General features: G+C 73.2%; 24 protein-coding genes. 10 read left to right on the top strand and 14 right to left on the bottom strand.

Translation table 11 applies throughout. The annotated features are described in order from the left end of the window. The first annotated feature begins 80 nt into the window (after window positions 1–80). Window positions 81–713 carry an ATP-binding protein gene (locus tag ACFYNO_RS04645; protein WP_388005500.1) on the top strand — a complete coding sequence of 211 codons (633 nt, stop codon included), beginning with the start codon at window positions 81–83 and terminating at the stop codon, window positions 711–713. A 7-nt stretch (window positions 714–720) separates the two neighbouring features. Here ACFYNO_RS04645 and ACFYNO_RS04640 read toward each other — a convergent pair whose 3' ends face one another. After that, window positions 721–1,710: a zinc-dependent alcohol dehydrogenase family protein gene (locus ACFYNO_RS04640; protein WP_388005146.1), complete on the bottom strand. Its 990-nt coding sequence runs from the start codon at window positions 1,708–1,710 to the stop codon at window positions 721–723. A 147-nt stretch (window positions 1,711–1,857) separates the two neighbouring features. On the opposite strand from ACFYNO_RS04640, the gene ACFYNO_RS04635 reads away from it, so the two are divergent. After that, window positions 1,858–2,817, top strand: coding sequence for an AraC family transcriptional regulator (locus tag ACFYNO_RS04635; protein WP_388005143.1), 960 nt, complete (start codon window positions 1,858–1,860; stop codon window positions 2,815–2,817). A 156-nt stretch (window positions 2,818–2,973) separates the two neighbouring features. Here ACFYNO_RS04635 and ACFYNO_RS04630 read toward each other — a convergent pair whose 3' ends face one another. After that, entirely contained in the window at window positions 2,974–3,738 is a 765-nt protein-coding gene (locus ACFYNO_RS04630) for a SigE family RNA polymerase sigma factor (protein WP_388005140.1), read from the bottom strand. Between the two features lie 262 nt (window positions 3,739–4,000). Here ACFYNO_RS04630 and ACFYNO_RS04625 point away from each other — a divergent pair, with 262 nt between their 5' ends. The 5 genes from ACFYNO_RS04625 (at window position 4,001) to ACFYNO_RS04605 (ending at window position 7,588) form a co-directional block, all read left to right on the top strand. Next, complete coding sequence (locus ACFYNO_RS04625) at window positions 4,001–4,678, top strand: response regulator (RefSeq protein WP_388005137.1); 678 nt, start codon at window positions 4,001–4,003, stop codon at window positions 4,676–4,678. 61 nt (window positions 4,679–4,739) lie between these two features. Beyond that, window positions 4,740–6,272 carry a sensor histidine kinase gene (locus tag ACFYNO_RS04620; protein WP_388005134.1) on the top strand — a complete coding sequence of 511 codons (1,533 nt, stop codon included), beginning with the start codon at window positions 4,740–4,742 and terminating at the stop codon, window positions 6,270–6,272. Further along, the gene (locus ACFYNO_RS04615; RefSeq protein WP_388005131.1) at window positions 6,269–6,586 is read left to right on the top strand and encodes a hypothetical protein; all 318 of its coding nucleotides are present in this window, start codon (window positions 6,269–6,271) and stop codon (window positions 6,584–6,586) included. Before ACFYNO_RS04620 ends, ACFYNO_RS04615 begins: the two co-directional genes overlap by 4 nt. 121 nt (window positions 6,587–6,707) lie before the next feature. Further along, window positions 6,708–7,346, top strand: coding sequence for a VanZ family protein (locus ACFYNO_RS04610; RefSeq protein WP_388005128.1), 639 nt, complete (start codon window positions 6,708–6,710; stop codon window positions 7,344–7,346). A gap of 59 nt (window positions 7,347–7,405) precedes the next feature. Further along, window positions 7,406–7,588: a PspC domain-containing protein gene (locus tag ACFYNO_RS04605; RefSeq protein WP_388005125.1), complete on the top strand. Its 183-nt coding sequence runs from the start codon at window positions 7,406–7,408 to the stop codon at window positions 7,586–7,588. 87 nt (window positions 7,589–7,675) lie between these two features. Here the strand turns inward: ACFYNO_RS04605 and ACFYNO_RS04600 are convergent, their stop codons facing one another. The 3 genes from ACFYNO_RS04600 to ACFYNO_RS04590 all read right to left on the bottom strand — a co-directional run bounded on the left by ACFYNO_RS04600 (window position 7,676) and on the right by ACFYNO_RS04590 (window position 10,433). Continuing rightward, the gene (locus ACFYNO_RS04600) at window positions 7,676–8,053 is read right to left on the bottom strand and encodes a hypothetical protein (protein ID WP_388005122.1); all 378 of its coding nucleotides are present in this window, start codon (window positions 8,051–8,053) and stop codon (window positions 7,676–7,678) included. Between the two features lie 195 nt (window positions 8,054–8,248). Then, on the bottom strand, window positions 8,249–9,397 hold the full coding sequence (locus ACFYNO_RS04595; RefSeq protein WP_388005119.1) for an adenosine deaminase: 1,149 nt from the start codon (window positions 9,395–9,397) through the stop codon (window positions 8,249–8,251). A 94-nt stretch (window positions 9,398–9,491) separates the two neighbouring features. Then, on the bottom strand, window positions 9,492–10,433 hold the full coding sequence (locus ACFYNO_RS04590; RefSeq protein WP_388005116.1) for a LysR family transcriptional regulator: 942 nt from the start codon (window positions 10,431–10,433) through the stop codon (window positions 9,492–9,494). 67 nt (window positions 10,434–10,500) lie between these two features. Between ACFYNO_RS04590 and ACFYNO_RS04585 the strand changes: the two genes are divergently transcribed. Beyond that, a complete protein-coding gene (locus tag ACFYNO_RS04585; protein WP_388005113.1) occupies window positions 10,501–11,760 on the top strand; it encodes an MFS transporter in 1,260 nt (419 codons plus the stop codon). Between the two features lie 60 nt (window positions 11,761–11,820). Here the strand turns inward: ACFYNO_RS04585 and ACFYNO_RS04580 are convergent, their stop codons facing one another. The 9 genes from ACFYNO_RS04580 to ACFYNO_RS04540 form a co-directional block, all read right to left on the bottom strand. Next, a complete protein-coding gene (locus ACFYNO_RS04580; protein ID WP_388005110.1) occupies window positions 11,821–12,117 on the bottom strand; it encodes a putative quinol monooxygenase in 297 nt (98 codons plus the stop codon). A 107-nt stretch (window positions 12,118–12,224) separates the two neighbouring features. Beyond that, window positions 12,225–12,563 carry a helix-turn-helix domain-containing protein gene (locus ACFYNO_RS04575; RefSeq protein ID WP_388005107.1) on the bottom strand — a complete coding sequence of 113 codons (339 nt, stop codon included), beginning with the start codon at window positions 12,561–12,563 and terminating at the stop codon, window positions 12,225–12,227. 79 nt (window positions 12,564–12,642) lie between these two features. Continuing rightward, window positions 12,643–13,920, bottom strand: a complete 1,278-nt coding sequence (locus ACFYNO_RS04570; protein ID WP_388005104.1) for a thymidine phosphorylase — start codon at window positions 13,918–13,920, stop codon at window positions 12,643–12,645. A 119-nt stretch (window positions 13,921–14,039) separates the two neighbouring features. After that, entirely contained in the window at window positions 14,040–14,450 is a 411-nt protein-coding gene (locus tag ACFYNO_RS04565) for a cytidine deaminase (protein WP_388005101.1), read from the bottom strand. Further along, on the bottom strand, window positions 14,447–15,718 hold the full coding sequence (locus ACFYNO_RS04560) for an ABC transporter permease (RefSeq protein ID WP_388005098.1): 1,272 nt from the start codon (window positions 15,716–15,718) through the stop codon (window positions 14,447–14,449). The genes ACFYNO_RS04565 and ACFYNO_RS04560 overlap by 4 nt, the downstream gene beginning before the upstream one ends. Then, window positions 15,715–16,875 (bottom strand): ABC transporter permease, encoded by a 1,161-nt coding sequence (locus ACFYNO_RS04555; RefSeq protein ID WP_388005095.1) that lies wholly within the window; start codon window positions 16,873–16,875, stop codon window positions 15,715–15,717. The genes ACFYNO_RS04560 and ACFYNO_RS04555 overlap by 4 nt, the downstream gene beginning before the upstream one ends. Before the next feature lie 5 nt (window positions 16,876–16,880). After that, window positions 16,881–18,488 carry an ABC transporter ATP-binding protein gene (locus tag ACFYNO_RS04550; RefSeq protein WP_388005092.1) on the bottom strand — a complete coding sequence of 536 codons (1,608 nt, stop codon included), beginning with the start codon at window positions 18,486–18,488 and terminating at the stop codon, window positions 16,881–16,883. A 299-nt stretch (window positions 18,489–18,787) separates the two neighbouring features. Beyond that, on the bottom strand, window positions 18,788–19,846 hold the full coding sequence (locus ACFYNO_RS04545) for a BMP family protein (protein WP_388005089.1): 1,059 nt from the start codon (window positions 19,844–19,846) through the stop codon (window positions 18,788–18,790). 225 nt (window positions 19,847–20,071) lie between these two features. Next, entirely contained in the window at window positions 20,072–21,286 is a 1,215-nt protein-coding gene (locus ACFYNO_RS04540; RefSeq protein ID WP_388005086.1) for an amidohydrolase, read from the bottom strand. Between the two features lie 486 nt (window positions 21,287–21,772). On the opposite strand from ACFYNO_RS04540, the gene ACFYNO_RS04535 reads away from it, so the two are divergent. Beyond that, complete coding sequence (locus tag ACFYNO_RS04535; RefSeq protein ID WP_388005083.1) at window positions 21,773–23,899, top strand: protease pro-enzyme activation domain-containing protein; 2,127 nt, start codon at window positions 21,773–21,775, stop codon at window positions 23,897–23,899. A 123-nt stretch (window positions 23,900–24,022) separates the two neighbouring features. Then, window positions 24,023–24,784, top strand: coding sequence for an SDR family NAD(P)-dependent oxidoreductase (locus ACFYNO_RS04530; RefSeq protein WP_388005080.1), 762 nt, complete (start codon window positions 24,023–24,025; stop codon window positions 24,782–24,784). Window positions 24,785–24,789 lie beyond the last annotated feature (5 nt).

Raw genomic sequence — 24,789 nt, 5'->3', positions numbered from 1 at the left:
CACCAACGGATGATGGTGTCCGACGGGTTACCGGCAGGGCCCGCGATGCGTCAGACTGGTGTCTCGTGAGTGACCCCGCCATGAACCCCGCCCCCGCCCCTCGCGCCCTCGTGGTGCTGCTGTCCGGGCCTTCGGGGTCCGGCAAGTCCTCGCTGGCCGCGCGGACCGGGCTGCCGGTGCTGCAGCTGGACGACTTCTACAAGGACGGCGACGACCCCACCCTGCCGCTGCTGCCCGACGGCGGCGGCACCGACTGGGACTCCCCCGACTCCTGGCACGGCGCCCAGGCGCTGGCCGCGATCCGGCGGCTGGTGGAGACCGGGCGGGCCGAGGTGCCGGTCTACTCGATCCCGGCCAACGGGCGGGCCGGCTCCCGCGAGCTCAGCCTGGACGGCGCCCCGGCCTTCATCGCCGAGGGCATCTTCGCCGCCGAGCTGGTCGCCGCCTGCCGGGCCGAGGAGCTGCTGGGCGACGCGCTCTGCCTGCGCAACCACCCGCTGACCACCGCCTGGCGCCGGTTCCGGCGCGACCTGCGCGAGGGGCGCAAGTCGGTCGGCTACCTGCTGCGGCGCGGCTGGCGGCTGATGCGGGCGGAGCGGGACATCGTGGCCCGGCAGGTCGCGCTCGGCTCCGAAGCCTGCGACGGGCCGCGCGCGGAGCGCCGGGTGCGGGCCCTCGTCCAGGCGCCGCAGCCCACCCCCGCCAGGGTCTGACGCTCCGTCAGTCCTCCACTGTCACCAGCACCTTGCCGATCTGGCCGTTGCCCTCCAGGTAGGCGTGGGCGGCGGCCGTCTCCGCCAGGCCCCGGAAGGTGCGGTCCACCACCGGGGCCAGCGTGCCGGCCCGCAGCCCGGCCGCCAGGAAGTACCGCTGGCGGCGCCGGAAGGCGGGGTCCCTGGCCAGCGCGCCGTACGCGTAGCCCAGGATCCGGATCGACCAGTTGAGCGGCAGCAGCGGCGGGCGGCGGTCCAGCCAGCCGTAGACCACCAGCAGCCCGCCGTCGGCCACCGCCTGCGCCAGCTCCGGCAGCTGCGGCCCGCCGACCGCGTCGAAGACCAGCTCGGCGCCCGCCCCGCCGGTCAGTTCGCGCACCCGCTCGGCCACCGGCTCCTCCTCGCTGACCACCACCTGTGCGGCGCCCAGCTTCAGCAGCTCCGCGCGCTTGTCCGCCGTCCGGGTCACCGCGATCGGCACCGCGCCCAGGTGGTTGGCCACCTGGATCGCGGCCACCCCGACGCTGGAGGAGGCCGCGGTGATCACCACGTGGTCGCCGGCCCGCAGCTGCGCGTGCTCCACCAGCGCGCCGTACGCCGTGCCGTAGGAGAGCCAGGAGGCGGCGGCGGTCGCCTCGTCCACGCCGTCCGGGATCGGCTCCAGCGCCTCCTGCGGCATCAGCACCAGATCGCCGTAGACGCCGACCCGGCTCATGTGCCCGCTCACCGTGCTCACCACCCGGTCGCCGGGCGCGAACCGGGTCACCGCGGGGCCGACCCGCTCGACCACCCCGGCCGCCTCCATGCCGATCCGGGAGTCCGGGAACTCCGGCTGGTAGTAGTAGCCGCCGTCCCGGAACAGCGCCTCCGCCCGGTTCAGCCCGATCACCGCGACCCGCACCAGCACCTCCTCCGGGCCCGGTGCACCCACCTCCACCTCGGCCACCCGGAACACCTCGGGCCCACCCAGCCGGTCGAACAGCACTGCCTTCGCCATCATCAACTCCCCGTCAGGAACCTTCTCTTGCCGACGTGATCAACGGTAGGCAGCCGGCCCGCAGCGGCCCATGCCGCAGCGTCTCGGCCCGCTGTCCGATCGTCTCGGCCCCTCCTCCCGACACCGGCGGCGGCTACTCTCGCGGGCATGGACGTGCTCAGCGACGCGATCACCGCCATGCGCACCGGCCGGCCGCACGCCAGCCGCCAGCACCGGGCGGGCACCTGGGGGATCCGCTTCGAGGCGGGCCACGGCATCGGGTTCCACGCGGTGCTGGACGGCGAGGTCTGGCTGCACCCGCCGGGCGGCACGGCACCGGTCCGGCTGCAGCCGGGCGACCTGGTGCTGCTGCCGCACGGCGGCGGCTACGCCCTCTCCGACCAGCCCGCCTCCCCGCTGCACGCCGCCCGGCTCACCCCCGACGGCCGGCTGCGCCCGCAGCCGCCGCTCGCCGACCCGGCCGACGCCACCAGCGCCACCCTCTGCGGCGCCTACCTCTTCGACCAGGCCCGCCCGCACCCGCTGCTCGCCGAACTCCCGCCCCACCTGCGGCTCACCACCGGCGACGGCCGGCACCCCCGGCTGCGCAGCGTGGTCGACCTGCTCGCCGACGAGCTCGCCGAGCAGCGCCCCGGCGCCGACGCCCTGCTGCCGGCCCTGCTCGACGCCCTGCTGCTGCACGTGCTGCGCGCCTGGTACGCCGAACACCGCGAGATCACCGGCTGGGCCCGCGCCCTGCACGACCAGCCGGTCGGCACCGCCCTGCGCGCCCTGCACGAGGACCCGGCCCACCCCTGGACCGTCGAGGAACTGGGCACCGTCGCCGGCCTCTCCCGCGCCGCCTTCGCCCGCCGCTTCACCACCCTGGTCGGCCAGCCCCCGCTCGCCTACCTCACCTGGTGGCGGATGACCCTCGCCGGCCACCTCCTGCGCAGCACCGACTCCCCCCTGCGCACCGTCGCCCACCGTACCGGCTACCTCAGCGAGTTCGCCTTCGCCAAGGCCTTCAAGCGCGAGTACGGCAGCTCCCCGGGGCGCTACCGCACGGCGAGCCGCCCGGTGGGCGGCGACGAGCAGCCGGAACCGGTCACGGGCACGGTCGGCTGAGGCGGCCGAAAAGCCGGCAGCCGGCTCGGCGTCCTCTCCCGAGACGCCGGCCGGCTGCCGGTTGACGGACGCGGCTTCCCTGCCGACGGGGGCTCCCCCGAGCCCCGCGCGACCCGCGCCCAGATCACCCGTCCCCCGACGGGAGTTGGTGGTGCGTCAGGCGACCAGCTCGCCGAAGGCGTGCACGGTGTCGCCGTTGCGGTTCAGCTGCTCGTCGTCGCGCAGCCGGCGCAGGGCGCGCCAGATGCTGCTCTTGACGGTGCCGACGCTGATGTTCAGGATGTCGGCGATCTCCGGGTCGGTGCGGCCCTCGTAGTAGCGGAGCACCAGCATGGTCCGCTGGTTCTCCGGCAGCTTGACCAGCGCCTGCCAGAGCACGGCCCGCAGTTCGGTGCCGCCCATGGCGTCGGTGTCGCCGACGGTCTCGGGCAGCTCCTCGGTCGGGTACTCGTTGAGCTTGCGCCGGCGCCAGGCCGAGATGTGCAGGTTGGTCATGGTGCGGCGCAGGTAGCCGCCGACCGCCGCCTTGTCGGCGATCCGGCCCCAGGCGCGGTAGGTGCTGAAGAGCGCGCTCTGCAGCAGGTCCTCGGCCTCGTGCCGGTCACCGGTCAGGTGGTAGGCCGTGGCGTACAGGGAGGCGCGCCGCTCGCGCACGTACGCGGTGAACTCCGTGAGGTGGTCCGCCTCGGCGGCCGCGGGCTCCCCCGGCGCGCCTCCCTGTCCGGTCTCGGGAAGGCTCTCCGCCACCGGCCCCACCCGGTAGAGGGTCGCCCCCTTCGTCCCCCCGTTCCCCCCGTGGCTGCGGTTGCCCACGCTCCCCCGGCGTCCCCCCGAGCATCCCGCGGCCTCGGCCGACCCCGCCAACGCCTGCGCGTTGCGCTTGGCGTCCCAGAAGCTCCGGGTCTCAAGCGTTGCGTTCATCGTGGCGCCCCCATGGTCGGTCCGAGCGGTTCCTTTCACCGTCCCCGTCCCGCCCGCTCTGTGGCGGTCGGTCGCGGTGACAAGGAAAATCCTGCCCTCGGCCCGTCATGGCGGTGTCCGCCGTCTGTCACAGCGGTGTCACAAGCCCCGGGGCCTGAGCCCTGCTGACAGGGCTCCGTCCTGAGTGGCGCTCGCCACCATCGACGTCCCAGCTGTCCCGGACGGTTCCCGGCGGCACACCGGGTGAGCCAGAATGGCCGATGTGCCTTACCTGCTACTGATCGAGGACGACGATGCCATCCGGACCGGCCTCGAACTCGCGCTCACCCGCCAGGGCCACCGAGTGGCCGCCGCCGCGTCCGGCGAGGACGGTCTCCGGCTGTTCAAGGAGCAGCGCCCGGACCTGATCGTGCTGGACGTGATGCTGCCCGGAATCGACGGCTTCGAGGTCTGCCGCCGGATCCGCCGCACCGATCAGCTGCCGATCATCCTGCTGACCGCCCGCTCCGACGACATCGACGTGGTGGTGGGCCTGGAGTCCGGCGCCGACGACTACGTGGTCAAACCGGTGCAGCCCCGGGTGCTGGACGCCCGGATCCGCGCCGTGCTGCGCCGCGGCGAGCGGGAGAGCTCGGACTCCTCCGCCTTCGGCTCGCTGGTGATCGACCGTTCGGCGATGACCGTGACCAAGGACGGCGAGGACCTCCAGCTCACCCCGACCGAGCTGCGCCTGCTGCTGGAGCTGAGCCGCCGCCCCGGCCAGGCGCTCTCCCGCCAGCAGCTGCTCCGCCTGGTCTGGGAGCACGACTACCTCGGCGACTCCCGCCTGGTCGACGCCTGCGTGCAGCGGCTGCGGGCCAAGGTGGAGGACGTGCCCTCGGCGCCGACGCTGATCCGCACGGTCCGCGGGGTGGGCTATCGTCTGGACCCGCCCTCCTGACCGGACGGTCCGACCGACCTAGCGCCACCCGAGACCCCGAAGCGAACGGCTGACCCCAGACGTGACCGACCATCAGAACGGCCGCCGCCAGGCCTGGCGGCGGCGGCTCCGACTCAGCTCACTGCGGGTCCGCCTGGCGGCCGTCTTCGCCGTGGTGGCGCTGACCGCGGCGGTCTCCGCCTCCGGGATCGCCTACTGGCTGAACCGCGACGCGGTGCTGAAGCGCGCCCAGGACACCGCGCTGAACGACTTCCGGGTCTCGCTCAGCCGCAATGTCTCCACCCTGCCGCTGAACGCCGCCTGCCCCGACCTGATCGGGCTGGCCACCGACGTGGCCAGCTCCGGGCTGAGCTACAACGTGGTGGTCACCGACGACGGCCAGCCCGGCTGCGCGGCCGGCTCGGACCCGCGCTTCACCATGGCCCAGGTGCCGCACGCGCTGCTGACGGCCGTCACCACCCCGCGCCCGGTGGGCCCGGGCAACCCGTACGCCTACCACCTGTACTGGCAGCGGGTGGACCTGGACGGCCACCCGTACGTGGTCGGCGGCACCCGGGTGGCGCCCAGCGGACCGACCGCCTTCATGTTCAAGTCGCTGGACAACGAGCGGGCCGACCTGAACACCCTCGGCTGGTCGCTGGCCGTGGCCACCCTGCTGGCGCTGATCGCCGCGACCCTGCTGGCCCAGGCCGCCTCCGCCACCGTGCTCCGCCCGGTGCGCCAACTCGCCGACGCCGCCCGCCGGCTGGGCGAGGGCAAGCTGGACACCCGGCTGGAGGTGAGCGGCACCGACGAGCTCTCCGACCTGGTGCGCACCTTCAACAGCACCGCCGAGGCGCTCTCCGAGCAGGTCGAGGAGCTGAGCGCCCGGGAGGCACAGAGCCGCCGGTTCGTCGCCGACATGTCGCACGAGCTGCGCACCCCGCTGACCGCGATGACCGCCGTGACGGACATCCTGGAGGACGAGGCCGAGTCGCTGGACCCGATGATCGAGCCGGCCGTCCGGCTGGTGGTCAGCGAGACCCGCCGGCTCTCCGACCTGGTGGAGAACCTGATGGAGGTGACCCGGTTCGACGCGGGCACCGCCAAGCTGGTCGCCGACGAGATGGACATCGCCGACCTGGTGATGTCCTGCATCGACGGCCGCGCCTGGTACGACGCGGTCGAGGTGGACGCGCCGCGCGGCGTGCTCGCCGTGGTGGACCCGCGCCGGCTGGACGTGGTCTTCGCCAACCTGATCGGCAACGCGCTCAAGCACGGCGGCTCCCCGGTGAAGGTGACGGTCCGCCAGGGCACCGGCCCGACCGGGGCCGGCGAGGTGGTGGTCCGGGTGAGCGACAGCGGTCCGGGCATCCCGGAGGACGTGCTGCCGCACGTCTTCGACCGCTTCTACAAGGCGGACAAGGGCCGCGCCCGCTCCGAGGGCAGCGGCCTGGGCCTGTCCATCGCGATGGCCAACGCGCAGATCCACGGCGGCACCATCACCGCCGGCAACGGCGAGCACGGCGCGGTCTTCACCCTGCGCCTGCCGCTGCGCCCGCCCGCCCCGCCGCAGGCGGGCGGCGAGCCCATCGAGCGGAGGCCGGAGCAGTGAGGCGGACACGACGGAGCAGGGCGGCCGCCCTGCTCGGCACGGCGGCGGTGGCCCTGCTGGCGGCCGGCTGCGGCATCCGGCCGACGGCGATCCCGGTGGACGCCGGCGCCCCGGCCAGCCGGACCTCCTGCCCCAGCCCGCTGCGCCCGCCCGCGGCGCCGGCCACCCCGTCGGCAGTGCCGCAGCACGGCACGGCGCGCCCCTTCAGCCCGGGGCCCGCGGTGACGGCCGCGCCCTCGCTGCCCGCCGGCAGCCTGTTCAGCGCGCTCCCGTCCCCCACGCCCACCCCGAGCGGCACGCCGCACTGCCAGTAGGCACCGCCGCCCGGCCGCACTGTGAGTGAGGACACCTGGTGGCCGCACCGGGCAGGGAACCGGGCCGCCGCACGGCCGCGTCTCCAGTGACGTGCAGCGAGATGGCACCAGCATGGGCAGGGTGCGGATTCCAGAGCGAGAACAGGCTCCCGAGGTACGACCCGGGGGCACTGCGAGCCTCCCCGCCCCGCTCCGCTCCGGGGCGCTGGTCCTGCTGACGCTGCACTTCGCGCTGCTCGGCTGGCTGACCCTGCGTCAGCTTCCCGCGGTGGCCTGGGCCTACGACGCCAACCTCTCCCCGTTCGCGACCCTGCACCGGGCCTTCGGCCCCGGCGGCGGCGGGGCGGCGCGCCAGGTGGCGGCCGCGCTGGCGCAGACCGCGCCGCTCGGGGTGCTGCTGCCGCTGGCCGGGGGGCGGCTCAACACCCGCTGGCTGCCGTCCTTCCTGCACGCGGTGGGCAGCACGGCGCTGATCGCCACCGGCCTGGAGGTGCTGGAGACCTCGGCCGGGCGGGTGCTGAACGTGGACGACGTGCTGCTCGGCGTGGTCGGCGCGGCGCTGCTGCACCTGCTGGTGCTGCCGGTCACCCGGGCCTGCTGCCGGCGCCGGACGGCGGCCGGGCCGACTCTGCGGGAGGAGCCGGCCGACCCGGCGGAGCCCGCCGTTCTCAGGGCCGACCCTGAGACCGACCCCGATTCCCGGATCGGCCGGCCCGGTGAGACCCGGGGGTCGCGGATCGGCATCCGGGCGGACGCCTGACCGGGGCGCCCGGGGCCAGGATGGAGGCATCCGAACAACCCCTGGACAGGGAGAACACGATGCGCACTCTGGCCCGCCCCCGTCACAACCGCGTGATCGCCGGCGTCTGCGCCGGGGTCGCCGAGCGCTTCGGCCTGACCCCGTGGACGGTCCGCCTGATCTTCCTGCTCTCCTGCCTGCTGCCGGGGCCGCAGTTCCTGATCTACCTGGCGCTCTGGCTGCTGCTGCCGCAGGAGCCCTGACCGAGCCGGCCCCGCCGCGCCTGCGGATGCGCCGAGGGCGCGGCCCCCGTCACCGGGAACCGCGCCCTCGCCACGACCTGCGGCGGCTCAGCCGCCCAGCGGCAGCCCGCCGCTCAGCGGCACCGCGCTGCCGACCACGCCGCCCAGCGGGCCGCCGGCCTGCTTGGTGACGCTGGAGACGGCGCTGATCGGCAGCCCGCGGGTGGGGGCGGCAGCGGTCTGGTCACCGGCCTGGGCCGCCTGGCCGGCGCCCTGGTTGAGCATGCCGGTGGTCTGCGCGACCGGGCCGCCGACCGCCGGGGCCTTGCTCAGCGTGCCGGTCAGGCCACCGGTGTCGGGCAGGCCGTTGGTGGGCAGCGCGCTGAGACCGCCGCCGGCGGAGGCAGCGGCCGAGGCGGTACCGGCGGCAACCGCCGCGATGGCGAGCGCCGCGGTGCCGGCGGCCTTGAGAGTGGCCTGCTTCATGGTGGGTCCTCGGGTCTCTCGGGCCGGCGCGCCCGGCTCGGTCCGGAGCGGCAGCCGCCCCGGGGTACGCCGCCGCGCCGTGTCAGCAGTGACCGGCCCACCGTAGACAGTGCCGCTGGCCGGGGCCAAAAGCGTGTCACCCCTGTGGGTGACCTGTCGGACCTTATGAATAAAGGCTTCTGACCTCGGGTCAGCTCAGGCCGAGGTGCCGAAGAGCCACTCGGAGCGCAGCTCCGCGTACCCCGGCTTGACCACCTCGTTGATCATCGCCAGCCGCTCGTCGAACGGCAGGAAGGCCGACTTGAGCGCGTTGACGGTGAACCACTGCATGTCGTCCAGGTCGTAGCCGAAGGCCTCGACCAGGTGGGCGAACTCCTGGCTCATGCTGGTGCCGCTCATCAGCCGGTTGTCGGTGTTCACCGTCACCCGGTACTTCAGCCGGGCCAGCAGGCCGATCGGGTGCGCGGCGTAGGAGTCGGCGGCGCCGGTCTGCAGGTTGGAGGTGGGGCACATCTCCAGCGGGATCCGCTTGTCCCGGACGTAGGCGGCGAGCCGGCCGAGGGTGACGGTGCCGTCCTCGTGGACGGTGATGTCGTCGGTGATCCGCACGCCGTGGCCGAGCCGGTCGGCGCCGCAGCACTGCAGCGCCTCCCAGATCGAGGGCAGGCCGAAGGCCTCGCCGGCGTGGATGGTGAAGTGGTTGTTCTCGCCCTTGAGGTAGTCGAAGGCGGCCTGGTGGCGGGTGGGCGGGAACCCGGCCTCGGCACCGGCGATGTCGAAGCCGACCACGGCGTTGTCCCGGTGGCGGTTGGCCAGCTCCGCGATCTCCGTGGAGCGGGCGGCGTGCCGCATCGCGGTGAGCAGGGTGCCGACCTTGATCCGGTGGCCGGCCGCGCGGGCGGCGGCCTCGCCGAGCCGGAAGCCCTCCTGCACCGCCTCGACCACCTCGTCCAGGGTCAGGCCGCCCTCCAGGTGCTGCTCGGGGGCGTACCGCACCTCGGCGTAGACCACGCCGTCGGCGGCCAGGTCCTCGGCGCAGTCGGCGGCGACCTTCACCAGCGCCTCGCGGGTCTGCATCACGGCGCAGGTGTGCGCGAAGGTCTCCAGGTAGCGCTCCAGCGAACCGGAGTCGGCGGCCTCCCGGAACCAGACGCCCAGCTTGGCCGGGTCGGTGGTGGGCAGGCCGGTGTAGCCGCAGGCGGCGGCCAGTTCGACGATCGTCTCGGGGCGGAGGCCGCCGTCCAGGTGGTCGTGCAGCACGGCCTTGGGGGCGCGGCGGATCTGGTCGGCGGTCGGGGTGCGCGGGGCCGTGGTGCCCGCGGGGACGGGGATCTGCTTCTCCATTGCGGGAGTGTAAGGCCTACGCGCGTAGAATCCCAAGGGCTCGCCGGTCGGTTCACCCGCCGTTCAAGCGCGGATCGAGCGTCCGGCCCAGGTCTCACCCGTGGTCGAGCAGCCGGCCCCGCCGGGTGAGCACGAAGTCGCGGAAGGCCTCGGCGGGCGCCGGCAGCGGCCGGCCCGCCAGCCAGGCCAGCCCGATCGCCCGCCGGGTGCGCGGCGCGGTGACCGCCAGGTCCACCACCCCAGGGCGCGGCACCAGCCCGAGCGGCAGCAGCGCCACCCCGAGCCCGGCCGCGACCAGCCCGCGCAGCGTCTCCACCTCCTCGCCCTCGAAGGCGATCCGCGGCACGAACCCGGCCTGGGCGCAGAAGTCGTCGGTCAGGGTGCGCAGCCCGTAGCCGCGCTCCACCGCGACGAACGGCTCCTCGGCCACCTCGGCCAGCCGGATCGTCCGCCGGCCCGCCAGCCGGTGGTCGGCGGGCACGGCGAGGTGCAGCTGCTGCTCGTCCAGCCGGCGGACCGTCAGCTCGGGCGCGTCGGGCAGCGGCGAGACCAGGCAGAGGTCCAGCTCGCCCGAGCGCAGCCGGTCCAGCATCGCCGCCACGTAGTCCTGGGCCAGCTGGAACCCGACCTGCGGGTGGTCCGCCCGGAAGCCGCGCAGCAGCGCGGGCACCGCGTCCGTCCCCAGGGTGTGGAGGAACCCGAAGGCCACCCGCCCGGTCGCCGGGTCGCTCTCCGCCAGCACCACCCGGGCGCCGCGGTCCAGCTCGGCCAGCGAGCGCTCCACCGCGCCGAGCAGCAGCCGCCCGGCCCTGGTCAGCCGCACCGCGCGGCCCTGCCGGACCAGCAGCGCCACTCCGAGCTCGGCCTCCAGCCGGGCGATCGCCCGGGAGAGCGTGGGCTGCGGCAAGCCCAGCTCCTCGGCCGCCCGGGTCACGTGCTCCAGCCGGGCGACGGCGGCGAACTGCGCCAGCCGGGGGGCCAGCAGCGCGGCCGGGGAGCCCGGACCGAGGTCGAACGAGGGCTGATCCTCATGCATCACAGCATCAATCATGGCTCATCCATGCATTGGACGCATGGAATCGGCCGGGTCTACCGTCGGTGCCATGCCTTCCGCCGATACCGAGGCACTCGCCGCCGGCGCGCCGAATGCCGTTGCCACCAGCTCTCGACTCCTCCCCGGGCAGCGCGACTTCCGCCGCTCGAACCTGGCGCTCTTCGCGGCCGGCATCGCCACCTTCGTGCTGCTCTACTCCACCCAGGGCCTGCTCCCGCTGCTCTCCGCCGACCTCGGGCTGACGCCCGGTCAGGCCAGCTGGACGGCCTCCGCCGCCACCCTGGGCCTGGCCCTCGCCCTGCTCCCGGCCAGCGCGCTCTCCGACCGCTTCGGCCGCACGGCGGTGATGACCGGCTCGGTGCTGGCCGCCTCGCTGCTCGCGCTCGCCCTGCCGTTCGCCCCGGACCTGACCACCCTGGTGGTGCTGCGCGCCGTGCAGGGCGCGGCCCTGGCCGGGCTGCCGGCCACCGCGATGGCCTACCTGGCCGAGGAGGTGCACCCGAGCGCGCTGGCCTCCGCGATGGGCCTCTACGTGGCCGGCAACAGCATCGGCGGCATGGGCGGCCGGCTGGTGGCGGGCTGGAGCGCCGCCGCCTGGGGCTGGCGCTGGGGACTGACCGTCTCGGCCCTGCTGGCCCTGGCCGCGGCCGCGGCGTTCCGGCTGCTGATCCCGCCCGCCCGCCACTTCCGCCGCACCCCGGTGGACGCCCACGCCCTGGCCCGCACCGTCGGCACCCACCTGCGCGACCCGCTGCTGCTGCGGCTGTACGGGCTGGGCGCGCTCTTCATGGCGGTCTTCGGCGCGGTCTACAACACCGTCGGCTTCCGGCTGATCGCCGCGCCCTTCCACCTGCCGGAGTCGGTGGCCGCCTCGATCTTCGTGGTCTACCTGGTCGGCACCGCCTCCTCGGCCGGCGCGGGCCGCCTCACCGCCCGCCTCGGCCGCCGCGGCACCCTCTACGCCGCCATCGCCTGCACCACCGCCGGCCTGCTCCTCACCCTCGCCACCCCGCTCTGGGCCACCCTGCTCGGCCTGGTCCTGATCACCGCCGGCTTCTTCGCCGGCCACGCCACCGCCTCATCCGCCGTCGGCCGCACCGCCACCCACGGCCGCGCCCAGGCCTCCGCGCTCTACCTGATCGCCTACTACCTGGGCAACAGCCTCGGCGGCACCCTCGGCGCCGACGCCTACCACGCCCTCGGCTGGCCGGGCTCGGCCGCGGTGGGCCTGACGGCGATGACGGCGGCGGCGGGGATCACGCTCTACGCGACCCGGCGGGCTGTGCGGGCGGCCGCCCTGCCGGCCTGAGCACCGACGCCGCGAGACCGCCGACCGGTTGCCGCGGGTTCCGGGGATCGGAGCCTCGGCTCACGCCGACTCGGCCAGGATCCTCAGCCGCGGCTCCCCCGCGAGCAGTTCGGCGGTCCTGGCCAGCGACTCCGCCAGGTGGGCGCTGGCCAGGTGGGCGTCCAGGGCGGCCCGGTCGGCCCACTCCTCGACGATCACCCAGCGCCCCTGGTCCGCCGGGTCCACGTACAGCTGGTAGGAGACGCACCCCTCCTCCGCCCGGCTGGCCCGCGCCATCGCCTCGGCCTGCTCCCGGAACTCCCCCGCCCGCTCCGCCTTCGGCCGCAGCTCAGCGATCACGTGCACCCGCTCCGACATTCCGCTCCCCAATCGGCTCATGGCCCCCGGTGCTCCACCGGGGGCACTGCGATCACAGAACAAGCGGGAGGGGCGGGTTCGTTCCCCGTGCGCGCTGTCGAGGTGGCTCAGGCGGCCGAGGCCGGGAACCTGAGCCGGGCGACCGTCCCCGGCACCAGGTGGATGTCGAGTTCCGCATCCATCGCGACCGCCAACTGCTCCAGCATCGAGAGAGTCGGGACGACTGCGCCGCCCTCGATCTCCTCGACCTGCTCCAGGGTCAGGCCGATCCGGTTGGCCAGTTCTTCCTCGGTGAGCCCCAGCTCGGTTCGCCGGTCGTACAGAGCCTGCCCGAACGCGAAGGCGTAGCGGTTCTCCCGCCGCCAAGCCGTCACGGTCGGGCCCTCCTCGACCTGCTCGCCGAGCAGGGCGCGGGTCCGCGCGGTCTTCCACTGCGAGTGGTTCACGACGGCACCTCCGGCTCCAGCTCGACCGTGAACCGCTCGCCACCCATATGACCCAGCGTACTCGACCGACTCCGCCCAGTTACCCGATCCGGTCCAGGATCAGCGGCGTCCGCGCGTACTCCGTCCCCGCCGGCGCCACGTCGATGCCGCCCGCCAGCGCCTCCACCGCGTACTCGAAGCGCTCCGGGGTGTCCGTGTGCAGGGTGAGCAGCGGCTGGCCGGCGGTGACGGTGTCGCCGGGCTTGGCGTGCAGCTCGACGCCCGCGCCGGCCTGGACCGGGTCCTCCTTGCGGGCGCGGCCGGCGCCCAGGCGCCAGGCGCAGACGCCGACGGCGTAGGCGTCGAGGGCGGTGAGGACGCCGCCGGCGGGGGCGGTGATGACCTGCTGCTCCTTGGCGACCGGGAGCGGGGCGTCCACGTCGCCGCCCTGGGCGGTGATCATGCGGCGCCAGTGGTCCATCGCGGAGCCGTCACGCAGGGCGTCGGCCGGGTCCTTGCCGTGCACGCCGGCCGCGGCCAGCATCTCGCGGGCCAGCGCCACGGTCAGCTCGACCACGTCGGCGGGGCCGCCGCCGGCCAGCACCTCGACGGACTCGCGGACCTCCAGGGCGTTGCCCGCGGTCAGGCCGAGCGGGGTGGACATGTCGGTGAGCAGCGCCACCGTGTTGACCCCGGCGCCGCGGCCGAGGCCGACCATGGTGCGGGCCAGCTCCTGGGCGTCCGCCAGGTTCTTCATGAAGGCGCCGGAGCCGACCTTGACGTCCAGCACCAGCGCGCCGGTGCCCTCGGCGATCTTCTTGGACATGATCGAGGAGGCGATCAGCGGGATCGCCTCGACCGTGCCGGTGACGTCGCGCAGCGCGTAGAGCTTCTTGTCGGCGGGAGCCAGGCCGTCGCCCGCCGCGCAGATCACCGCGCCGGTGTCGCGCAGCACCTGCAGCATCTCCTCGTTGGAGAGCAGCGCCCGCCAGCCGGGGATGGACTCCAGCTTGTCCAGCGTGCCGCCGGTGTGGCCGAGGCCGCGGCCGGAGAGCTGCGGGACGGCGGCGCCGCAGGCGGCGACCAGCGGGGCGAGCGGCAGGGTGATCTTGTCGCCGACGCCGCCGGTGGAGTGCTTGTCGGAGGTGGGCAGGCCCAGGCCGGAGAAGTCCATCCGGACGCCGGAGCGGATCATCGCCTCGGTCCAGCGGCCGATCTCGCGCAGGTTCATGCCGTTCAGCAGGATCGCCATGGCCAGCGCGGACATCTGCTCGTCCGCCACCACTCCGCGGGTGTAGGCGTCGATCACCCAGTCGATCTGATCGTCGGTCAGTTCGCGGCGGTCGCGCTTGGCGGTGATGACGGAGATGACGTCCATGGCATGGCTCCAGGAGGCGGCGCAGATGAGAACGGAGAAGCGCGGGGCGGCCCACTGCTCAGGCCGCCCCGCGCCTCACTCTACGCGCGTCACAGGGGCTGTGACTACTACCGACCGGCCTACAGGCGCTCCGCACCGAAGGCGTCCGGCAGCACCTCGGTCATCGGCTTGATCCCGCTCGGCAGCTCCACCAGCAGCTCCGGCCCGCCGTGCTCCCAGAGCAGCTGCCGGCAGCGCCCGCACGGCATCAGCGGCTCGCCGGCGCCGTCCACACAGGTGAACGCCGTCAGCCGCCCGCCGCCACTGGCGTGCAGCGCGGAGACCAGCCCGCACTCGGCGCACAGGCCGAGCCCGTAGGAGGCGTTCTCCACGTTGCAGCCGGTGACCACCCGGCCGTCGTCCACGTAGGCCGCGGCGCCCACCGGGTACTTGCTGTACGGGGCGTACGCCCGGGACATCGCGCCCCGGGCCGCCTCCCGCAGCGCCTCCCAGTCGACGGAGCCGGCGGCCACCGCCTGGCGGCCCGTCACTTGCCCTGCCCCTTGCGGTAGATCTGCCCGTCGGCCTTCGGCGGCCGCAGCCGCTGGGCCGAGAGCGTCAGCACCACCAGGGTGATCACGTACGGCGAGGCCACGATCAGCGGCCGCTCCACCGTGGAGGTGGTCGCGTACCAGATCGCCACCGCGCCGGCCAGCACCAGGGTGATCGCCGCACCGGTCCACTTGCGCCGGTAGAGGTTCCACAGGCCCATCAGCGCCAGCACGATCGCGATCACCAGCAGCAGCACGTGCACCGAGCTCGGGTCGCGCAGCTGCAGGCTGTCGGTGAAGCCGAACAGGCCCGCGCCGGTGGCCAGGCCGCCCGGCAGCCAGTTGCCGAAGATCATCGCGGCCAGACCGATGTAGCCGCGGCCGCCGGTCTGCCCGTCCTGGTAGACGTTGGCCGCGACCATCGACAGGTAGGCCCCGCCCAGGCCGGCGAAGGCGCCGGAGGCGATCACCGCGATGTACTTGTACTTGTAGACGTTGACGCCCAGCGACTCCGCCGCCGTCGGGTTCTCGCCGCAGGAGCGCAGCCGCAGGCCGAAGCTGGTGCGCCAGAGGATGAAGTAGGTGGCGACCAGCAGCGCCGCCGCGATCACCGTGACCACCGACAGGTCGGTGACCAGGCCGCCCAGCACGCCGGCCAGGTCCGAGACCAGGAACCAGTGGTGCTTCTCGATCCCGTCCAGCCAGGAGGAGAGGCCTCCCACGGTGATGGTCGGCAGCGACGGGGTCGGCGGGGACTTCGAGGCGCCGGCGCCGACGTCCCGGTAGTCCTGGTAGTAGATCTTGTTGATGTAGAGGCAGAGGCCCTGGATCAGGATGTTGATGCCGACACCGGAGATGATGTGGTCCACCCCGAAGCCGACCGTGATCACCGCGTGCAGCAGGCCGCCGGCCGCGCCGGCCGCCATGCCGGCCAGCAGGCCGGCCCAGGGGTTGACCAGGTAGCCGGTCCAGGCGCCGGCGAAGGTGCCGGCGATCATCATGCCCTCGAGGCCGATGTTGACCACGCCGGCCCGCTCGGACCAGAGGCCGCCCAGACCGGCCATGCCGATCGGCACGGCCGCGCCCAGCGCGGCGGCGATCTGGCCGGAGGAGGTCAGGCTGTGGTTCCCGGTGATCATGCCGACCGCCGAGAAGAGCACCAGCACGCCGGCCGAGAGCAGCAGCAGGACCGGCCAGGAGAGCTTGCGGCCGCCCTTGGCGGGCGCCTGCCCGGCCGGCTTGGGACGGGCCTCGGTTGCGGTACTCATGCCGCCACCTCCTTCTTCGCCGCCGCGGCGGCCTGAGCGGCGAGCTGGGCGCCGACCTTCTGCTGCTGGCGCTTGATGCCGAACCGGCGGACCAGCTCGTAGGCCACGACCACGCAGATCACGATGGTGCCCTGCATGACGTTGACGATCTCCGGCGGGAAGCTGTGGGTGGACAGCTGCCCGGCGGTGGCGTCCAGGAAGGCCCAGAGCAGCGTCGCCAGCGCGATGCCGATCGGGGTGTTGCGGCCGAGCAGCGCGATCGCGATGCCGGTGAAGCCGACGCCGGCCTGGAAGCTCTGCCCGAAGTAGTGCCCGGTGGGCGCGGAGAGCAGGTCCGGCATGCCGATCAGGCCGGCCAGCGCGCCGGAGACGCACATGCTGGTCAGCACCATCCGCTTGACGTTGACGCCGCTGGCGGCCGCCGCCTCCTCCGAGCGCCCGGTGGCCCGCAGGTCGAAGCCGAACCGGGTGCGGTTCAGGGTCAGCTGGAAGAGCACGCCGACGATCACCGCGACGATGATGAAGCCGTAGAGCTTGCCGCCGGTCGTGTCGAAGGTGAAGAAGTTGCTCGACTCGGCCATCGTCTTGGTCTGGATGCCGTTGCTGCTGCCGGTCTTGATCTCCGGCACGAAGCGGCCGGGCACCAGCAGCAGGCCGATCACGCCGACGGTGATCGCGTTCAGCATGATGGTCGAGATGACCTCGCTGACCCCGCGGGTCACCTTGAGCACACCGGCGATGCCCGCCCAGAACCCGCCGACCAGCATCGCGGTCAGCAGCACCAGCGGGATCTCCAGGAACGCCGGCAGGTCGACCGCCCCGCCGACGTAGGCCGCGAAGAGCGCGGCCAGCCGGTACTGACCGTCGGCACCGATGTTGAACAGGTTCATCCGGAAGCCGAAGGCGACCGCGACACCGGCGAGGTAGTAGGTGGTCGCCTTGTTCAGGATCGCCACCTGCCCGTCCGAGGCGAAGCCGTAGCTGAACATCAGCCGGAAGGCCTCGATCGGGTCGTAGCCGGCCGCGGCCAGCAGCACGCAGCAGATCACCGCCGAGACGATGACGGCCAGCACGGGCGCGGCGATCGACAGCAGCAGCCGCTCGCGGTCGATCCGCTGCAGCCAGCCGCGCTTGGCCGGCTCAGTCGAAGTGGTCATGTCGGTCACTCCTCCGCCTCGGCGTCGTCGCCGGCGGTGTCGGTGGGGAGGGCGTCCTCGATGGCGTCCTCCAGCGGGACGTCGAGCCGGCCCAGCTCCTCGTCGGCGACCACGGCCGCCTCGGCGAGCGCGGTCTCGTCGGACTCCAGGTGTCCGGCGGCGGCACCGGTCATCGCGGTGCCCAGGTCCTCGGCGGTCACGGTGGCCGGGTCGGCGTCCGCCACCAGGCGGCCGCGGTAGATCACCCGGATGGTGTCGGAGAGGCCGATCAGCTCGTCCAGGTCGGCGGAGATCAGCAGCACCGCCAGCCCCTCGCGCTGGGCCTGCCGGATGTGCTCCCAGATCTGCGCCTGGGCGCCGACGTCCACGCCGCGGGTCGGGTGGGCGGCGATCAGCAGCTTCGGCCGGTGGCTCATCTCCCGGCCGACGATCAGCTTCTGCTGGTTGCCGCCGGAGAGCGAGGCCGCGGTGACCTCGATGCCGGGGGTGCGGACGTCGAACTCCTCGACGATCCGCTCGGTGTCGCGGCGGGCCGCGGCCGGCTCCAGCAGCAGGCCCTTGGAGTTGGGCGCCTCGGTGACGTGGCCCAGGATCCGGTTCTCCCAGAGCGGGGCCTCCAGCAGCAGGCCGTGCCGGTGCCGGTCCTCCGGGATGTAGCCGATGCCGGCCTCCCGGCGGGCCCGGGTCAGCTTGGGCGTCAGGTCCTGGCCGTCCAGCACCACGGTGCCGGCGTCCAGCGGCAGCATGCCCATGATGGCCTCGACCAGCTCGGCCTGGCCGTTGCCCTCGACCCCGGCGATGCCCAGGATCTCGCCCTTGCGGATGGTCAGCGAGACGTCGTCCAGCACCACCCGCTCGATGCCCTCGGCGTCCGGCTTGGCGATCCGCAGGGCCTCGACCTCGAGCATCCGGGTCTCGGTGACGGTGGACTCCCGGCTCTGCGGGCTGGGCAGCTCGCTGCCGACCATCAGCTCGGCGAGCTGGCGGGCCGTCACCTGCTTGGGGTCGGCGTCGCCGACCGTGGTGCCGCGGCGGATCACCGAGATGGCGTCGGCCACCGACAGCACCTCGTGCAGCTTGTGCGAGATGAAGATGACGGTGACGCCCTCGGCCTTGAGCTCGCGCAGGTTGGCGAAGAGCGCCTCCACCTCCTGCGGCACCAGCACCGCGGTGGGCTCGTCCAGGATCAGGATCCGGGCGCCGCGGAACAGCACCTTGAGGATCTCCACCCGCTGCCGGTCGGCCACGCCCAGGTCCTCCACCAGCGCGTCCGGGCGGACGCCCAGGCCGTACTGGTCGGAGATCTCCTTGATCCGGGCCCGGGCCCGGGAGCCGATGCCGTACGGCTTCTCGCCGCCCAGCACCACGTTCTCCAGCACCGTCAGGTTGTCGGCCAGCATGAAGTGCTGGTGCACCATGCCGATCCCGCGCGCGATGGCGTCACCCGGGGTGGCGAACTCGACCTGCTCGCCGTTGATCGCGATGGTGCCCTCGTCCGGCTTCTGCATGCCGTAGAGGATCTTCATCAGGGTGGACTTGCCGGCGCCGTTCTCGCCCATCAGGGCGTGCACGGTGCCGGTGCGCACGGTCAGGTTGATGTCGTGGTTGGCCACGACACCCGGGAAGCGCTTGGTGATGCCGCGCAGCTCGACGGCGGCCGCGGTCCCCGCGCCGGGGTTGCCTCCCTTGTTCAGGGAGGGGGTGGAAGCGCTGATGGCGATCTCCTGGTGTTCGGCGGGCGCGTCGGTGCGCCGTACGGAGGCCGGTGGGTTGCGCGGGCCGCGGGAGCGCGCGGCGGGCGCCGGGGGGAAGGCGGTGCGGAGAGACGGGAGGGCCCGGCGGGATGCGCTCGCGCGCGACCCACCGGGCCCCTCCCCTGTGCACTGCTCGGTTACTGCGGTACGGCCTCGGCTCAGCCGGCCGGCGGAGCGGTCGGGACCTGGGTGGCACCCGAGGTGATCTTCTGGGTGGCGTCGTCCAGCTTCGCCTTGATGTCGTCGATGTTGCCGCCGGTGGTGGCCAGGCCGACACCGCCCGACTTCAGGTCGAAGCGCTGGATGCCGGTCTCCGGGGAGCCGTTCTTGACGCTCTGGATGTACGAGTACACCGCGGTGTTCACGTTCTTCAGCGCGGAGGTCAGGATCGACTTGGAGTAGGTCTGCAGCGCCGGCTGCTTGGCCTGGTCGGTGTCGACGCCGATCGCCCAGGCGCCCGGCTTGGCGGCCACGGCCTGGATCGCACCGGTGCCGGAGGCGCCGGCGGCGGCGTAGATCACGTCGTCGCCCTTGTCCAGCTGGCCCTGGGCGGCGGACTTGCCCTTGGCCGGGTCGTTGAACCCGGAGAAGTCCGGCGGGGTGGTCAGGTAGGTGACGTCGACCTTGATGCTCTTGTCGACCGACTCGACACCGGCGCGGTAGCCCGCCTCGAACTTCTTGATCAGCTCGGACTGCACACCGCCGATGAAGCCGACCTGCTTGGTCTTGGTCTTCAGCGCGGCCGCGATGCCGGCCAGGTAGGAGCTCTGCTGCTCGGTGAACTCCAGCGAGGTCACGTTGGACGGCTGGCTCGGGTCGTCGGAGTCGATGATCGCGAACTTGACGTTCGGGTGCTCCTTGGCGACGTTGTCCACCGCGGTCTGGTAGACGAAGCCGACCGCGATGATCGGGTTGAAGCCGCCCGCGACCAGGTTCTCCAGGCGCTGCTGCTTGTCGGCGTCCGACTCGCCGGTCTTCGCCTCGGCCTCGTTGGGGACGATGCCGAAGTCGGTCTTGGCCTTGTCCAGGCCGGCCGCCGCGGAGTCGTTGAAGCCCTGGTCACCACGGCCGCCGACGTCGTACGCCATGCCGACCTTCAGACCGGAGCCACTGGTCGAAGAGGAGGTGCTGTTGCTCTTTGCGCCGCAAGCGGCGAGCGAGGCGATGCCCAGGGAACCCGAGAGCACCACCGCGGCGAGCTTTACTGTACGGCGCAAGGGAATATCTCCTTCTACAACGCCCGCTTGGCGTGATTGGACGCCACCGTAACGCGCGTAGAACACGGTTGTATTACAGGGCACCCGGCCATTCGGGTTGTTATCAAACCGTGGCACGAGGGGTGTGCAATGCGGCAAGAGCTACCGCAAAGCACCCGCCGAGTCTCCCACGACCCACCCGGCCGACCGGAACATGCCCCCGGTCACACCCGCCCCGCGCGCCGCTCAGAGCTCGGCGTGCTCCAGCGCCAGCGAGGCGAACAGCTCCACCCCGATCCCGATCGACCGCTCGTCCACATCGAACCGGCCCTGGTGCAGGTCGCGGACCTGGGTCTCCTCCGGACCGCGCACCCCGAGCCGGGCCAGCGCCCCCGGAGCGTGCTCCAGGTACCAGGAGAAGTCCTCCCCGCCGAGCGACTGCTCGGTGCTCTCCACGACTTCTTCACCTTGGGCACCGAACTGACGTGTCATCGCCGTATCGAACTGGATGATCGACTGCGCCTCGTTCACCACCGGCGGGACCCCGCGCTTGTAGTCCAGGCTCCACTTGGCGCGGTGGATCTCGGCCATCTTGGTGATCAGCTCGTGCAGCACGTCCGGCGCCTCGCGCCAGCCGTCCAGCTCCAGGCAGCGCACGGTGCCCTCCAGCTCGGCGTGCTGCGGGATGACGTTCGGCGCCGAGCCGGACTCGATCCGGCCCCAGACCAGCGAGACGCCCCAGCGCGGATCCATCCGGCGGGCCAGCGCCCCCGGCAGGTCGGCGGCCAGCCGGGCCACCGCCGTCACCAGGTCGGTGGTCAGGTGCGGGCGGGCGGTGTGGCCGCCGGGCCCGTCCAGACTGAGCACCAGGGCGTCGCAGGCCGAGGTGATCGCCCCGGTGCGCAGGCCGATCCGGCCCACCGGCACCTTGGGGTCGCAGTGCACGGCGAAGATCCGCCCGACCCCGGCCATCCCGCCGGCCGCGATGACGTCCAGCGCGCCGCCGGGCATCACCTCCTCGGCGGGCTGGAAGATCAGCCGCACCGGCCGGGTCAGCCGGCCCTCCCGCAGCTCCTCGGCGAGCACCAGCGCGGTGCCCAGCACCACGGTGGTGTGCACGTCGTGGCCGCAGGCGTGGGCCTGCCCCGGGACGGTGGAGCGGTAGGGCACCTCGGTCTTGGCGTCCGGGATCGGCAGCGCGTCGATGTCGGCCCGGAAGGCGATCAGCGGGGTGCCGGACGGCGTGCCGGGCGGCACCAGGTCGACGATGAGTCCGGTGCCGCCGGGCAGCACCTGGGGGACCAGTCCGGCCGCGACCAGACGGTCCGTCAGCTTTTGAGTGGTGCGGAACTCCTGACGGCCCAGCTCGGGATGGCGGTGCAGATCGCGGCGGAAGGCGACCAGCTCGGCCTCCAGCGCCGACACCCGCGAACGGAGCGTCAATGTATGAGGACGGTTCACCTCAACAAGGGTATGGGCCCGGCGGGAGTTTGGCCTGACTTCGGCAGAATCACTCCCCGAATCGGCGCATACGCGGCCTGCGGTTGGGTATGACCTCACGTTTCAGCCGCCTTCCTTCGCGGTGAGCGCCCCCCGCGATGAACCTGTGCAACGAGGGCGGCCCCTCGGGAGTAACGCCCGGTCAGCCGCGCTGTACCCAGCATGTGGCCGGCTCGCTACGGGCGGGTGGCCGCCGTGTATCAAGATCCGGTCGGTCAGGTCATGCGCTGGCAAAAAATTCAGGCGAAGTCTTGAGCTTCGACCGTTCGAACGAATAGACAACGTCCGCACAGTCAAACCCCGCACCACCGGTCACCGGCAGCCGCCGACTCCGGCTGGCGCGATCCGTCCTGCCCGCGTCCGGCGGTGCCCACAAAGTGCGGCCGAGTCGCCGTCACCCGTCCGCCCCCGCGGGCGCGGTGACCCAAGTGAGAGTGGGGAACCCACGTGCCAGCCAACCGCAGCCGGCTCTCCCGGATAGCAGTGGCCGCTCCGGCCGCCGCCGCCCTCGTTCTGGGAACCATCGCGATCGCCACCCCGGCGATCGCCGACACCACCCCCGCCGGCTCCGCCGCCAAGGCGCTGCCGGGCACGCACCCGGACTGGGCGACCTCCCAGGCCGACGCCGGTGCCGTGCCCGCGGGCACCTCCGCCACCGCCCGGGTCTACCTCGCCAGCCGGGACCAGGCCGGCCTGGACGCCTTCGCCAAGGCCGTCTCGGACCAGAACTCGCCGCTGTACGGCCAGTTCCTCTCGGCCGACCAGGTGCAGGCGAAGTTCGGCGCCAGCCCCGAGCAGGTCAAGGCCGTCAGCGACTGGCTGACCGGCGCCGGCCTGAAGATCGGCGCCAGCACCCCGCACTACCTCGACGTCAGCGGCACCACCGACCAGCTGACCAAGGCGCTCGGCGCGCAGTTCCACAACTACCGCACCGCGGACGGCGTGCTGAAGGCCCCCGCCAGCGACGCGGTGGTCCCGGCCCAGGTCGCCGGTGCCGTGCTCGCCGTCGCCGGCCTGTCCGACTCGGTGCAGAAGGCCTCCTCGCACGCGATCTCGCAGGCCGCCGCCGAGGGCGCCCGCGCGAACAGCGGCGTCGGCGGTGGCGGCACCGGTATCGCCGGTGCCAACGCCACCACCCCGAAGACGCTGCCGACCGACCCGACCTGCTCGGAGGACGGCTACGGCTCCAAGACCGCCTACGGCGCGCCGGCCGGCTACGAGAAGAACGAGCCGTTCGCCCCGTGCGCGTACCTGCCGGGCCAGCTCCGCCAGGCCTACGGCGTGACCAAGTCCGGCATGACCGGCAAGGGCGCCCGGGTCGCCATCGTGGACGCCTACGCGCTGGGCACCATGGAGGCCGACGCCGACCACTTCTCCACCCTGCACGGTGACAAGCCGTTCGCTCCCGGCCAGTACTCCGAGGTCGTCACCAAGGACCAGTGGCAGCACCAGAGCGACTGCGGCGACTGGTCGGGCGAGGAGGCGCTGGACGTCGAGATGGTGCACGGCCTCGCGCCGGACGCCAACGTCGTCTACGTCGGCGCCAACTCCTGCTACGACCAGGACCTGACCGCCGCGCTGAGCAACATCGTCGACCACCACCTGGCGGATGTCGTCTCCAACTCCTGGGGCGAGATCATGCACGGCAAGAGCGGTGACATCGACCCGGCCGTGATCGCGGCCGACAACCAGGTCTTCGAGCAGGGCGCGATCGAGGGCATCACCTTCATGGCCTCCTCCGGCGACTGCGGCGACAACTCGCCGACCGCCGCCGCGACCGGTGTGAACTGCCAGGCCGACACCAACCAGGCGCAGACCCAGTGGCCGTCCGCCTCGCCGTGGATCACCGGCGTCGGCGGCACCGCGCTGGAGCTGAAGAACAAGGCCGGCGACTACGGCCACGAGGTCTCCATGGGCGACCAGCGCTCGGTGCTCTCGGCCGACCAGAAGTCCTGGAACCCGCTGCCGGGCTTCTTCTACTTCGGCGGCGGCGGCGGTGTCTCCAAGGACGTCCAGCAGCCGTGGTACCAGCAGGGCGTGGTGCCGGACTCGATCGCCAAGACCGCGGCGGACGGCACCCAGTCGGCCACCCCGCTGCGCGCCACCCCGGACGTCGCGATGAGCGGTGACCTGGTGGCCTCCACCCTGGTCGGCTACACCCCGGCCGGCGGCGCCTACAGCGAGGGCGGCTACGGCGGCACCTCGGTCTCCTCGCCGGAGTTCGCGGCGATGATCGCCAACGTGATCCAGGACCGCGGCGGCCGCCCGGTCGGCTTCGCCAACCCGGCTCTCTACGACCGGGCCGGCACCCGCGCCTTCCACGACGTCAACGACTCCGCCGTGCACACCAAGCGGGGCAACGTGGTCGACCTGGGCACCGTCAACGGCGTGCTGAAGGTCCGGCTCTACAAGATCGGTGCCGACCAGGGCCTGGCCGCCGCCAAGGGCTACGACACCGCCACCGGCGTCGGCACCCCGGGCACCGGCTTCTTCAAGTCCTTCGAGCTCGGTCTGAAGCTGCACGGCCACCCGGCCGCGCAGGACGACAACAGCCAGGGTGACGACCAGCAGTAAGCGGTCATCAACCCGTTGCGGGGCCCGCGGCCGAACGGCCGCGGGCCCCGCGCGTTCCCGCGCCGCCTGCGATGATGGGCGGCGGACCGGTACGGCACGACGACGAGACGGCGAGGGCGGCAGATGGAGAGCTGGCGGCAGAGGGTCGCGGTGGTCACCGGCGCGAGCAGCGGGATCGGGGCGGCCACCGCCAGGCGGCTGGCCGCCGAGGGCTTCTCGGTGCTGCTCACCGCGCGCCGCACCGAGCGGATCGAGGAGCTGGCCAAGGAGATCGAGGCGGCCGGCGGTACGGCCACCGCGGTCACCCTGGACGTCACCGACCGCCCCGCGGTGGACGCCTTCGCCCGCACCCTGGACCGGATCGACCTGCTGGTGAACAACGCCGGCGGGGCGTTCGGCGCCGAGTCGGTGGAGCAGGGCGACCCGGCCGACTGGCTGGCGATGTACCAGGTGAACGTGCTGGGCGTGCTGCACATGACCCAGGCGCTGCTGCCGGCCCTGCGGGAGAGCGGCGACGGCACCGTGCTGATCCTCTCCTCAACCGCCGCGCTGGCCGCCTACGAGGGCGGCGGCGGCTACGTGGCGGCCAAGCACGCCGCGCACACCATCGCCGCCACGCTGCGGCTGGAGCTGGTCGGCGAGCCGATCCGGGTGATCGAGATCGCCCCGGGCATGGTGAAGTCCGAGGGCTTCGCGCTCACCCGCTTCCGCGGCGACGAGTCCAAGGCCGCGGCCGTCTACCAGGGCGTGGCCCACCCGCTCAGCTCCGAGGACATCGCCGACACGGTCGCCTGGGCGGTCACCCGGCCCTCGCACGTCAACATCGACCTGCTGGTGGTCCGGCCGCGCGCCCAGGCCTCCAACTACAAGGTCCACCGGGACTAGGCCTT

The sequence above is a fragment of the Kitasatospora sp. NPDC006697 genome (assembly GCF_042869935.1).
In the GTDB taxonomy this organism is placed as follows: Bacteria; Actinomycetota; Actinomycetes; order Streptomycetales; family Streptomycetaceae; genus Kitasatospora.
The sequence above is the reverse complement of the archived record's forward strand: the minus strand, read 5'-3'. Positions and strand labels throughout refer to the sequence as shown.